This window comes from uncultured Allobosea sp. (genome assembly GCF_945957345.1).
Lineage (GTDB): Bacteria > Pseudomonadota > Alphaproteobacteria > Rhizobiales > Beijerinckiaceae > Allobosea.
Window position 1 is genome coordinate 1 of sequence record NZ_CAMFKW010000085.1, and the last position, 11,234, is coordinate 11,234.

The 11,234-nt window shown below is 67.5% G+C and carries 11 protein-coding genes and 1 pseudogene; 4 read left to right on the top strand and 8 right to left on the bottom strand.

Features of this window, described 5'->3' with window-relative positions; genetic code table 11:
- A pseudogene (locus tag Q0Q36_RS24135) lies at window positions 1-151 on the bottom strand (sulfite exporter TauE/SafE family protein); the annotation flags it as partial.
- A 173-nt stretch (window positions 152-324) separates the two neighbouring features.
- Here Q0Q36_RS24135 and Q0Q36_RS24140 point away from each other — a divergent pair.
- Entirely contained in the window at window positions 325-2,256 is a 1,932-nt protein-coding gene (locus tag Q0Q36_RS24140; protein ID WP_293802281.1) for a propionyl-CoA synthetase, read from the top strand.
- Window positions 2,257-2,276: 20 nt separating this feature from the next.
- On the opposite strand, the gene Q0Q36_RS24145 is transcribed toward Q0Q36_RS24140, so the two are convergent.
- The 3 genes from Q0Q36_RS24145 to Q0Q36_RS24155 form a co-directional block, all read right to left on the bottom strand.
- Window positions 2,277-3,167 (bottom strand): MBL fold metallo-hydrolase, encoded by an 891-nt coding sequence (locus Q0Q36_RS24145; protein WP_293802283.1) that lies wholly within the window; start codon window positions 3,165-3,167, stop codon window positions 2,277-2,279.
- Between the two features lie 25 nt (window positions 3,168-3,192).
- Entirely contained in the window at window positions 3,193-3,921 is a 729-nt protein-coding gene (locus Q0Q36_RS24150; protein WP_293802284.1) for a DUF1013 domain-containing protein, read from the bottom strand.
- Between the two features lie 192 nt (window positions 3,922-4,113).
- Window positions 4,114-5,112, bottom strand: a complete 999-nt coding sequence (locus Q0Q36_RS24155; protein ID WP_293802286.1) for an NAD(P)H-quinone oxidoreductase — start codon at window positions 5,110-5,112, stop codon at window positions 4,114-4,116.
- A 93-nt stretch (window positions 5,113-5,205) separates the two neighbouring features.
- On the opposite strand from Q0Q36_RS24155, the gene Q0Q36_RS24160 reads away from it, so the two are divergent.
- On the top strand, window positions 5,206-5,406 hold the full coding sequence (locus Q0Q36_RS24160) for a DUF1192 domain-containing protein (RefSeq protein ID WP_293802288.1): 201 nt from the start codon (window positions 5,206-5,208) through the stop codon (window positions 5,404-5,406).
- A gap of 359 nt (window positions 5,407-5,765) precedes the next feature.
- Entirely contained in the window at window positions 5,766-6,296 is a 531-nt protein-coding gene (locus Q0Q36_RS24165) for a DUF1465 family protein (protein ID WP_265055993.1), read from the top strand.
- A gap of 233 nt (window positions 6,297-6,529) precedes the next feature.
- On the opposite strand, the gene rpmE is transcribed toward Q0Q36_RS24165, so the two are convergent.
- On the bottom strand, window positions 6,530-6,766 hold the full coding sequence (gene rpmE, locus Q0Q36_RS24170) for a 50S ribosomal protein L31 (RefSeq protein ID WP_265055992.1): 237 nt from the start codon (window positions 6,764-6,766) through the stop codon (window positions 6,530-6,532).
- Between the two features lie 269 nt (window positions 6,767-7,035).
- On the opposite strand from rpmE, the gene Q0Q36_RS24175 reads away from it, so the two are divergent.
- The gene (locus Q0Q36_RS24175; protein WP_293802290.1) at window positions 7,036-8,814 is read left to right on the top strand and encodes an ABC transporter transmembrane domain-containing protein; all 1,779 of its coding nucleotides are present in this window, start codon (window positions 7,036-7,038) and stop codon (window positions 8,812-8,814) included.
- Between the two features lie 14 nt (window positions 8,815-8,828).
- On the opposite strand, the gene Q0Q36_RS24180 is transcribed toward Q0Q36_RS24175, so the two are convergent.
- From Q0Q36_RS24180 to Q0Q36_RS24190, 3 genes are all read right to left on the bottom strand, one after another.
- Window positions 8,829-9,242: an Ivy family c-type lysozyme inhibitor gene (locus tag Q0Q36_RS24180; protein ID WP_293802292.1), complete on the bottom strand. Its 414-nt coding sequence runs from the start codon at window positions 9,240-9,242 to the stop codon at window positions 8,829-8,831.
- 2 nt (window positions 9,243-9,244) lie between these two features.
- Complete coding sequence (locus tag Q0Q36_RS24185; RefSeq protein WP_293802293.1) at window positions 9,245-10,264, bottom strand: peptidoglycan -binding protein; 1,020 nt, start codon at window positions 10,262-10,264, stop codon at window positions 9,245-9,247.
- A 92-nt stretch (window positions 10,265-10,356) separates the two neighbouring features.
- The coding region (locus tag Q0Q36_RS24190; RefSeq protein ID WP_293802295.1) for a flagellar motor protein MotA at window positions 10,357-11,234 on the bottom strand (878 nt) is incomplete at its 5' end.

The following is an 11,234-nucleotide window of genomic DNA, read 5'->3' on the forward strand; positions in this document are numbered from 1 at the left end:
GCAGCATGATCGCGGCCGCCGTCACCGGCGAGACGACCAGCGCCATCAGCGGCAGCGACAGCAGGCCGAGCCCGGAGAAGCCGCCCTTGGCCAGGCCGGTTAGCACGACGGCCGGCACCATCGCGGCGAAGAAGAGAAGATCGAAGGGCATGTGGTACTGCGTCGCAGGGCGAGGAAATGCAGGGCGGGATCGGCGAAAGTCTTAAGGCGGCGCGCTTGCGCAGAGCGAAGGGACGAGCGCAGGATTTCGCGCAAAACCAGCCCCGCCACCGCCGGCTCGCCAAGGGGCTTTAGGATGAAACCAGGCGCAGAGGAACGCTTCCGATGAATGGCTCCCATGCGGCGCCCGCCCGCTCCGAAGGCTATCGCGAGACCTATGCGCGCTGGCAAGCCGATCCGGATGCCTATTGGCTCGACATGGCCAGGGCGATCGACTGGATCAAGCCGCCGGAGAAGGCGTTCGATCCGGCGGCCGGCATCTATGGCCGCTGGTTTCCCGATGCGACCTGCAACACCTGCTTCAACGCGCTCGACCGGCATGTCCGCGACGGGCGTGGCGAGCAGACGGCGCTGATCTATGACAGCCCGGTCACCGGGACCAAGGCGAGCTATACCTATGCGCAGATGCTGGAGGAGGTGGCGACGCTCGGCGCCGTCCTGCAGGATCTCGGCGTCGGCAAGGGCGATCGCGTCCTGATCTACATGCCGATGGTGCCGGAGGCTGCCTTCGCAATGCTGGCCTGTGCGCGGATCGGCGCCGTGCATTCGGTGGTGTTCGGCGGCTTCGCGGCCAAGGAGCTGGCGACACGCATCGACGATGCCGAGCCCAAGGTCATCCTGACCGCGACCTGCGGCATCGAGCCGACGCGGGTGGTCGAGTACAAGCCGCTGCTCGACGGCGCGATCGAGATGGCCAAGCACAAGCCGCAGGCCTGCGTCGTGCTTCAGCGACCCCAGGCCGACGCGTCGATGCATGTGACCCGCGACAAGAACTGGCGCACGCTGGTCGCCGCCGCGAAATCCGTGGGGCGCAAGGCGGATTGCGTCGAGGTCGCGGCGACAGACCCGCTCTACATCCTCTACACCTCCGGCACGACCGGGCGGCCCAAGGGCGTGGTGCGCGACAATGGCGGGCACATGGTCGTGCTCAAGGCGACGATGGACCAGCTCTTCGATGTCGGGCCGGGCGAGGTGATGTTCTGCGCCTCCGATGTCGGCTGGGTCGTCGGCCACGGCTATATCGTCTATGCGCCGCTGATCCAGGGCGCGACCAGCGTGCTCTACGAGGGCAAGCCGGTCGGTACGCCCGATCCCGGCGCCTTCTGGCGGGTGATCGCCGAGCATGGCGCCAAGGTGCTGTTCACGGCGCCGACCGCCTTCCGCGCCATCCGCAAGGAAGACCCCGAGGGCCAATATCTCGCCGGGCATGACCTCTCGCGCTTCCGAGCGTTGTTCCTCGCCGGCGAGCGGGCCGATCCCGAGACGCTGAAATGGGCCGAGGCGATGCTCGAGGTGCCGGTGATCGACCATTGGTGGCAGACCGAGAGCGGCTCGCCGATCGTTGGCGATCCCCTGGGTCTCGGGCTTCTGCCGGTGAAGCACGGCTCGCCGACGGTGCCGCTGCCGGGCTGGGACGTGCAATGCCTCGACGAGGGCGGGCGGCCGGTCGAGGCCGGCAAGATGGGCGCGATCGTGCTGAAGCTGCCCTTGCCGCCCGGCGCCCTGCCGACGTTGTGGAACGACGATGCGCGCTTCAAGGAGGCGTATCTCGCGACCTATCCGGGCTTCTACAACACCTCGGATGCCGGTTTCATCGATGAGGACGGCTATGTCTTCATCATGGGCCGCACCGACGACATCATCAATGTCGCCGGTCACCGGCTCTCGACCGGCGGCATGGAAGAGGTGCTGGCGGCGCATCCGGCCGTGGCGGAATGCGCGGTCGTCGGCATCCGCGACGCGCTCAAGGGCGAGCAGCCCTGCGGTTTCGTCGTGCTGAAGGCCGGCGCGACCGTGACGCCTGAGCAGGTCGAGAAGGAGCTTGTCGCGCTGGTGCGCGAGCGCATCGGGCCGGTCGCGGCCTTCAAGCTGGCGCTGACGGTCGCCCGGCTGCCGAAGACGCGCTCCGGCAAGATTTTGAGGGCGACGATGAAGAAGATTGCCGATGGCGAGGATTATGCCTTGCCGGCGACGATCGAGGATATCGCCGTGCTCGGCGAGATCGGCACGGCGTTGAAGGGCAGGGGGATCGGGTAGCGCAGGCCGTTTCGGGCAGGCTAGTAGGCGATCGCTGCGCCGTTCCAGCTCAGGAGCCGCTCCGGCACGGCGACGCGCATCAGGTCTTCGCCGACCAGCAAGGCGCCGACATAGCCCGCAGCCCGGACTTCGCGGGCAAGCGCCGCGGTGTCGGCGTTCGGTGGGACCAGATGGGTCAGCGCCAGCGCCTTGGCGCCCGCCCGCGTGGCGAGGCCAGCCACGATTGCGGGCGTCATATGGTAGCTCTCGACGGCTGTGACAGTCTCGGCCGAGCGGACGCCCGCGACGACGGGCATCTGGCTGGCGATGAAGACCTCGCAGACCAGAAGGTCGCAGCCGACTGCTTGTGTCTCCAGCGAGGGCGTGAGGCGGGTGTCGCCGGAGAAGACGATGCGGGCGCCATTATGCGACAGGGTCAGGCCGAAAGCAGGCTCGACCGGCCGGTGATCGACCAGGAACGCCTCGACCGAGAGTTCGCCGAGGCCTGAGACCGGGCCCTCCTGCAATTCCTCGAAGATGACCTCGAGGCCCGTCGCATCGGGCCGTTTCTCGAAGGCGATGCGTAAGGTGCGCTCGCGCTCGAAGGCGGCATATTGCGCACGAAGATTGGCGAGGGCGGGGGCAGGCGCGAGCACGCGCCAGGGCCTGGCGCGGCCCTGATGCCAGGAGGAGACGACGAGCTGGTAGAAATCGACCAGATGGTCGGAATGCTCGTGGGTGACGATCAGAGCGTCGATATCGGCGCCGCGCGTGCCGGCGGCGACAAGACGCTGGCTGACGCCCGAGCCGCAATCGATCAGCAGCTTGCGGCCGGCCGCCTCGACGAGATGCGAGGGGCCGGCGCGACGCAGGCTGACGGGCGGTGCGCCGGTGCCGAGGAAGGTGAAGGCGAGGCCGTCCAGGCTCGACATGCGCAGCTTCCGTGGTCGGAGAGTCTTACTCGTCGTCCTCGTCTTCGGCCGGACGCTTGAGCTGCTTCAGCTTGGCGAAGACGGAATCGACGTCGATCGCGGCTTCCTCCTCGCGCTTCGGGCGGCTCATGTCGGCGAAGGGCTGGCTCTCGCTGGGCTTCGGCTCCGGCGCGATCGCCTCTTCCACCGTGAGCAGGGTCGAGCCGGCCTCGGCCAGCGCGGCCGGGCGGTCCTTGGCGGCGCGGCCGACTTCGAAATCGAGATCGATCTGCGAGCACAGGCCGAGGCTGACCGGGTCGATCGGGGTCAGCGACTGGGCGTTCCAGTGGGTGCGGTCGCGGATCTGCGCGATGGTCGACTTGGTCGTGCCGATCAGGCGGATGATCTGCGCGTCCTTGAGCTCGGGATGGTTGCGCAGCAGCCAGAGGATGGCGTTCGGACGGTCCTGGCGCTTCGAGACCGGGGTGTAGCGCGGGCCCTTGGTGCGCTTGATCTCCGGCACCTTCACTTTGCGCTCGGCGAGCTTGAGGTGATGGTTCGGGTTCTTGGCGGCGCGCTCCAGCTCCTCGCGGGTGAGCTGGCCGGAGGTGATCGGGTCGAGGCCCTTGATGCCGGCGGCGACTTCACCGTCCGCGATGCCGCGCACTTCGAGCGGGTGCAGCTTGCAGAACTCGGCGATCTGCTCGAAGGTCAGCGAAGTGTTCTCGACCAGCCAGACCGCGGTGGCCTTGGGCATCAGCGGGGTTTGTGACACGGGACGGTCTCCTCTTCGCCTTCGCGCCGCCGCTCGCAGGGGGCTCGTAAAGGCAGGGTCGCGGACAATAGCTCTCATGCGCCGACCGGCCTCCCCGGCCGGCCATCCAAATCATCGACGATGAGCAGGATGGCGCGCCTTATAGGCGAGGGCGGGGCAAGTGTCCATGAAAAGCAGCGTGATCGAAGCCGGTCAGACCGTCAGCACGATCTTGCCGATATGGGCGCTCGATTCCATCAGGCGGTGCGCTTCCGCCGCCTGCGCCAATGGGAAGGTCGCGTTGATCAGAGGCTTGCAGCGCCCGGCCTCCAGCAGCGGCCAGACCTTGGCATGCAGCTCGGCGGCGATGGCGGCCTTCTCAGGCACAGTGCGCGGGCGCAGCGTTGAGCCGGTATGGGTCAGGCGCTTCAGCATCAGACGGCTGAAATTGACCGTCGCCTTGGGTCCGTTGAGGAAGGCGATCTGGACGATGCGGCCTTGATCGGCGGCGAGTTCGTAATTGCGGTCGATATAATCGCCGCCGACCATGTCGAGGATCAGGTCGGTGCCGCGCCCGCCGGTCATGGCCTTGGCCGCGGCGACGAAATCCTCGGTGCGGTAATTGATGGCATGGTCGGCGCCGAGCTCAAGGCAGGCCGCGCATTTCTCATCGGAACCGGCGGTGGCGATGACGGTCGCGCCGAAGGCTTTGGCGAGCTGGATCGCCGTGGTGCCGATGCCCGACGAGCCGCCATGGACGAGGAAGGTCTCACCGGCCTGCAGGCGGCCGCGCTGGAAGACATTGGTCCAGACGGTAAAGAAGGTCTCGGGGATCGCACCGGCCTCGGTGAGCGTCAGGCCCTTGGGAGCGGGCAGGGCATTGCTCTCGTCGACCACGGCGTATTCGGCATAGCCGCCGCCGGCGACGAGGGCGCAGACGGTTGCTCCAACCGGAAAGCGATCGGCACCCTCGCCCTGCGCCACCACCGTGCCCGCGAATTCGAGGCCGGGAATGTCGGAAGCGCCAGGCGGCGGGTTGTAGCCGCCCTGACGCTGCAGAACGTCGGGGCGGTTGACGCCGGCGGCAGCGATGGCGACCAGGATCTGGCCGGGGCCGGGCTTGGGGACCGGGCGTGTTTCCGGCCTGAGGACCTCGGGGCCGCCGGGGGCCGCCATGCCGATCGCCGTCATCGTTTCGGGAATGCTCGTCATGGCCGTCGTCCTCTGGATTGGTGCGTCGCAGCGTGACTGCGTTCGAAACTTGGGTAGCGTGCCGCGCGCAGTTTGAGCAGATGCGAGGCCGCCATGTCGATATTCCCGGAGGACGACCGCCCCAAACAGAAGAGCGTGCATGAGATCGGGCAGGACCTGTCGATGCTGTCCCTGGCCGAGATCGACGAGCGCATCGCCGCGCTCAAGGCCGAGATTGACCGGCTGATCGAGACGCGGGCGCGCAAGGACGCCTCGCGCTCCGCAGCGGATGCCTTCTTCCGCAAGCCGGCCTGAAAAAGCGTCAAAAAGAAACGCCCGTTAAGGGCGTGTTAATGATTCCAAAGTATGAATCGCATTATCCAGTTTGTCTGGATGTCGAGTGGCTCCTGCCCACTCTGTTTGACGCCTCCCTGTTGACCTTCGAGCCGCCTTTGGCGGCTCTTTTTTTGTCTGCACGTTCCCTTGCGTCCGGCAGGTCGCGTTGTCCCTGTGGACCCGCCTGCCTTGTTGTCGCCACACGGGTTTAGCCTCGTTAAGGTTAACGGCACCTTACCTGCGCCGGACATGGGGATCGGCGTTATCCTTGCGACGTCGGCAACCATATCCGTGACGCGTTCCAGAGGCGCACGGGTTTGTGCCGATGGGAGACATCCATGAACGACGCCCAGTTGCTCGATCCGCAGACGGAAGAGGGCGCGATTTCCTTTGCACGGGGTTTCGTGCGCTCAGAGGCCTTCATGCTGCTGTTTCGCGAGGGGATGGGACTGGTCGAGGACACCGCGGGCTATCTCGACGGGGACGGTCGCAAGGACGCTGCCGCTCTGCCGCGCGAGACCGCGCTGACCTATGCGACCGAAAGCATGCGCCTGACGACGCGGCTCATGCAGATCGCGTCCTGGCTCCTAGTGCAGCGCGCTGTCGCCGAGGGCGAGCTTACCGCAGAGCAGGCCCGCACCGAGCACAACAAGGTCAAGATGGGCGATCCGATGCCGCCTCCGGCCGAGCATATCGTGGCGCAACTGCCGGAGCGGCTGCGCGACCTGATGGCGCATTCCTTCCGGCTTCAGGAGCGCATCCGTCATCTCGAGGGCCAGATGTCGGGCGTGGCGCCGGTTCGCGAGAGCGTGAATCCCGTGCTGAACCAGCTCGCCAGCCTGGAAGCGCGGCTGGGGTTCGGGCGGTAGCTTTCTCGGGAACCGCGCCGTCATCCCGGGCTTGACCCGGGATCCATCGCAAAGCGTTCTGCCCTTCGATGGATTGCGGATCGGCGCTGCCGCTGCGCTCGTCGGGAATGACGGGGAAATTGCGCGGGATAATCCGCGTATCAGGCACATTCGCACCGAGACAAGAAAACCCGGCCGCGAGGCCGGGTTTTCTTGTCTCAGATCAATGACGGCGGCGCCGGAGCGCCGCAGCATCACTTCTTGCCGATGGCGCCGATGCCGCCGAAGCGCGAGGTGAAGCGCGAGACGCGGCCGCCGCGATCCATCAGCTGCTGGGTGCCGCCGGTCCAGGCCGGGTGGGTCTTGGGGTCGATGTCAAGGTTCAGCGTGTCGCCTTCCTTGCCGTAGGTCGAGCGGGTGGCATATTCGGTGCCATCGGTCATGACGACCTTGATGGTGTGATAATCGGGGTGGATGCCAGCCTTGGCCATGACGAAATCCTCGAAAGCTTACAAAAACGGGCGCATCGACAAGCAGGCGAGCCTGCCCGGCCCGTCGAAAGAATTCGGATGAGCCTGTCGTGAAGTCGCGTGCACATATCGCAGCCGGCGCCTCAGCGCAAGCACAACACGTTCCCGAGGGCTCCCCTGCGGCGTTGCGTCGTTTGCCAATCCGGCCACGATCGGCTTCACGGAGGCGAGATTGAGATTGGTCGAAAGAGCGTGCGCGGTGCGTGCGCGAGAAGCAGGAGTTCCGGTGCGTGGCCGAAGCTGACAAGAACGAGACGAGGGCCCGGCCTGATTTCCGCTCGCTCGCGACCTTCTGGCCCTATGCGCGGGCACAGAAGCGCCGGATCGCGCTTGCGCTCGTCGCGCTGGTGGTTGCGTCGCTGGCGACGCTGGTGCTGCCGCTGGCCGTCCGGCGCGTCATCGATGTCGGTTTCGCGGGCGGCGAGCGGCAGCTCGCCAACAGCTATTTCATCCTGCTGATCGGCGTCGTCGCGATGCTGGCGCTGGCGAGCTCGGCGCGCTTCTATCTGGTGATGACGGTGGGCGAGCGCATCGTCGCGTCGTTGCGCGCCGACGTCTTCCGCCATCTGACCCGGCTGGAGCCGGCCTTCTTCGATTCGAGTCGCGCGGGCGACCTCGTCTCGCGGCTGACCGCCGACACCACGCAGATCAAGTCGACCTTCGCCTCGACGGCCTCGATTGCGCTGCGCAACGCGATCATGGCGCTGGGCGCGCTCGGGATGATGGTGGCGACGAGCCCGCGCCTCTCAGCGATCGTCATCGGCGTCATCCCGCTGATCGTGATTCCGCTGGTCCTGTCCGGCCGCTCGGTCCGGCGGCGCTCGCGGGCGGCGCAGGATCGGCTTGCCGATGCCTCCGCCTTCGCGGCCGAGGCTGTCGGCGCCATTCGCACGATGCAGTCCTTCGGCGCGGCCGGCCAGACCGCTGCGCGATTCGAGGCGGCCTCCGACGATGCCTATTCCGCCTCGCGGGAGGCGACGGCCTCGCGCGCGCTGCTCTCGGGCGTAGCGATCTTCCTGGTTTCGGCCAGCGTGGTCTGGGTGCTCTGGACCGGCGCGACCGAGGTGTTCGACGGGCGGATGAGCGGCGGGCGGCTCTCGCAGTTCATCCTCTATGCTGTGCTGTGCGCGAGCTCGCTCGGCCAGCTCTCCGAGGTCTATGGCGATATCAGCGCCGCGGCAGGCGCCTCCAGCCGTCTCGGCGAAATCCTGGCGCTGAAGCCGGCCATCGCAGCGCCGCCGCATCCCAAGCCGATGCCGGCGCCCTCGCTTGGCGAATTCGCCTTCGAGAATGTCTCGTTCAGTTATCCCGGCCGCGTCGGGCCTGCGCTGTCGAACCTGAACTTCGCGGTCCGCCCCGGCGAGCGGATCGCGCTGGTCGGCCCGTCCGGGGCCGGCAAGAGCACCGTGCTGCAACTGGCGCTGCGCTTCTACGATCCGCAGGACGGGCGCGTCGTCGTCGATGGCGTCGCCGGACCGGAAGCCGACCCCGACATCTGGCGCGAGCGCTTCGCGCTGGTGCCGCAGGAGCCGACCGTGTTCGGTGTCTCGGTGCGCGACAACATCGCCTATGGCCGCCCCGGCGCCTCGCAGGAAGAGGTCGAGGCTGCCGCTCGGCTCGCGGCCGCGGACGAGTTCATCCGCGCCCTGCCTGACGGCTACGAGACGGTGGTGGGCGAGCGTGGCGTGACGCTCTCGGGCGGGCAGCGCCAGCGTCTTGCGATCGCACGGGCGATCCTCAAGGACGCGCCGATCCTGCTGTTGGACGAGGCGACCTCGGCGCTCGATTCCGAGAGCGAGCGGGCGGTGCAGGACGCGCTCGACCACCTGATGCAGGGCCGCACCACGCTGGTCGTGGCGCATCGCCTCGCGACCATCCTCTCGGCCGACCGCATCCTCGTCATGGAGAACGGGCGCATCGTCGAGGAAGGCAGCCATGCCGAGCTCAAGGCGCGCGGCGGGCTCTATGCGCGGCTGGCGGCGCTGCAGTTCGGGCTGGAGGCGGCCTGAGACGGGCGCTGCTGCTAGCGCCCGACCAGCGCGCGCTGCTGTTCCTCGCTGGGGTGGCCGAAGAAGCGCATGTTGCCCGGCTGGATGAGGACGCCGAGCGCTTCCCTGCCATCGGGCGAAAACAGCGCATAGAACTGGTTGTCGCCGCAGTCGTGCCGCTTGCAGGTGTCGACGCGCTCGAAGCTCTGGCCACCGACCGTGACGATCGTGCTGGGGCCGCCGGGGCCGGCGAGCTTGTCGGCCTTGAGCCAGGATTCGCGCGGGCCGAGCTTGCCGAGCATGCGCGTCCAGGTGTCGCGATAAGTCGGCTGCTTCATCAGGTCGTGGAGATAGCGCCCGCCGCCCTTGGGCGCCTGGGCCGAAGCCGGCGCTGCCAGCAGCAGGGCGATGGCGCTCGCGATGGCGAAAGACAGGCGCCTGACGGACATGCTCAGCGCTCCGTGATCTTGAACTCGATGCGGCGGTTGCGGCGGTGGGCTTCGTCGGTATTGGCGAGGTCGAGGGGCTGGTATTCGCCGAAGCCGGTGGCGGCGACGCGGTCGGTCGGAAGGCCCCGCGAGATCAGGTATTCGACGACGGCGATGGCGCGGGCCGAGGAAAGATACCAGTTCGAGGGGAACTGGGCCGACTTGATCGGCCGGTTGTCGGTATGGCCGTCGACGCGCAGGATCCAGGGCAGGTCGGGTGGCATCTCGTTGCCGAGATCGAGCAGGATGGTGGCGAGCTTGTCGAGTTCGACCTTGCCCTCGGGCTTCAGCACGGCCTGGCCGGCATCGAAGAAGACTTCGGACTGGAAGACGAAGCGGTCGCCGACGACGCGGATATCGGGCCGCGTGCCGAGCACCTGGCGCAGGCGGCCGAAGAAGTCCGAACGATAGCGCGCCAGTTCCTGCACGCGCTGGGCCAGTGCGACGTTGAGCCGCGAGCCGAGCTCGGAGATGCGCGCCTGCGAATCCTTGTCCTTGGCTTCGGAAGCGGCGAGCGCCTCTTCCAACGCTGCGAGCTGGCGGCGCATGGCCTGGATCTGCTGGTTGACGAGATCGACAGTCGCCTGGGCGCGGGCGGAAAGCTGCTTCTCGGCGTCCAGCGCCTTCTGCGATTCGGCCAGCCGAGCATCGGTATTGCTGCCGGCCTGCGTGTCGATCAGGCCTTGCAGGCGGGTGCGTTCGCCTTGCGTCTGGGCGAGCGTCGACTGCATGAGCTGGAGGCTCTCCTGTGCCTGCCGGTTGGAGGAGCGTTCCAGGGCGAGCAGGTCGGTGAGCTCGGAAATCTGCCGGTTGAGGCGTTCCAGCGCGGTGTCCTTGCCGGTCAGCTCCTGCGAGAGGAAGAACTGGCCGAGGACGAAGACAGTCAGCAGGAAGACGATGCCGATCAGCATCGTCGAGAGCGCGTCGACGAAGCCGGGCCAGAAATTCACGTCCTCGCGGCGATGGGCGCGGGAGAGGGCCATCTGTCAGGTTCCTGGCTTTGTGTCTTGTCGCATTTGCTTCACGCGAACCGGTGTCCACTTCGCTCGAAAATGCTCCGATGTGCCGAGCGGGATCATGGCTCGGTGATCTGGTCGGCGGTAAGGCGGTCGATCAGGCGCTTCAGGTCCTTCTCGCGGGAGGCCTGGGCCTCGACCCAGTCGCGGATCATCTGTTGCTCGGAGCGCATGTGCTGGACGAGGCCCTGGATGCCCTCGGCGAGATTGGAGAGCGCCTGGGTCGCGGCGCGGTTGTTGGAGGCGCCGTCGGCCATGGCGGCGCTGAGCTGCTCGAAGCGGTCCGCCAGCGGGTTGCCGGCAGCGAGCAGCGCGGCGGGCGCCTCGGGCGTGCCGGTGCGGCTGCCGAGCCAGCTTTCCATCTCATTGCGGAAGCGGCGCTGCGCCTGCCCGACCTGAAGGTCGAGGAAGCCAAGGATGAGCGAGCCGGCGATGCCGAAGAGCGATGACGAGAAGGACAGGCCCATGCCTGCCAGCGGGGCGGAGAGGCCGGCCTTGAGCTCGTCGAAGAGCACGCCGGCCTCGGCACCGGTACGCAGCGACTTGATGACGGTGCCGACCGAGCCGACCGTATCGAGCAGGCCCCAGAAGGTGCCGAGCAGGCCGAGGAAGACGAGCAGGCCGCTGAGATAGCGCAGCACCTCGCGCCCGTCGTCGAGCCGGACCGCGATCGATTCGAGCGTCGAGGCGGCTTGTGCCGGGGCAAGCGTACCGCGCTCCAGTGCGGGCAGGACGGAGCCCAGCGGGGCGATGACCTGGCCGCGGCGAACCTCCGCCGATGCCGGGTTGACCGCAAGAGATGTCGCGGCCCGGGCCTCGCTATGGAGGCGCCAGAGCTCGCGCAGGGCGACCAGGCAGCCGACGAAGAGGGAGCCGACGATCAGGCCGTTCAGACCGGGATTGGTCATGAAGGCCTGGCGCAGCCCATCCTGCAGGA

Bases quoted from the DNA above. Each gene is read 5' to 3' on its own strand.
- rpmE (WP_265055992.1), bottom strand. From the start codon at position 6,766: ATGGCCAAGGCTGGCATCCACCCCGATTATCACACCATCAAGGTCGTC.
- Q0Q36_RS24155 (WP_293802286.1), bottom strand. From the start codon at position 5,112: ATGACGAGCATTCCCGAAACGATGACGGCGATCGGCATGGCGGCCCCC.
- Q0Q36_RS24160 (WP_293802288.1), top strand. From the start codon at position 5,206: ATGTCGATATTCCCGGAGGACGACCGCCCCAAACAGAAGAGCGTGCAT.
- Q0Q36_RS24165 (WP_265055993.1), top strand. From the start codon at position 5,766: ATGAACGACGCCCAGTTGCTCGATCCGCAGACGGAAGAGGGCGCGATT.
- Q0Q36_RS24140 (WP_293802281.1), top strand. From the start codon at position 325: ATGAATGGCTCCCATGCGGCGCCCGCCCGCTCCGAAGGCTATCGCGAG.
- Q0Q36_RS24145 (WP_293802283.1), bottom strand. From the start codon at position 3,167: ATGTCGAGCCTGGACGGCCTCGCCTTCACCTTCCTCGGCACCGGCGCA.
- Q0Q36_RS24180 (WP_293802292.1), bottom strand. From the start codon at position 9,242: ATGTCCGTCAGGCGCCTGTCTTTCGCCATCGCGAGCGCCATCGCCCTG.
- Q0Q36_RS24185 (WP_293802293.1), bottom strand. From the start codon at position 10,264: ATGGCCCTCTCCCGCGCCCATCGCCGCGAGGACGTGAATTTCTGGCCC.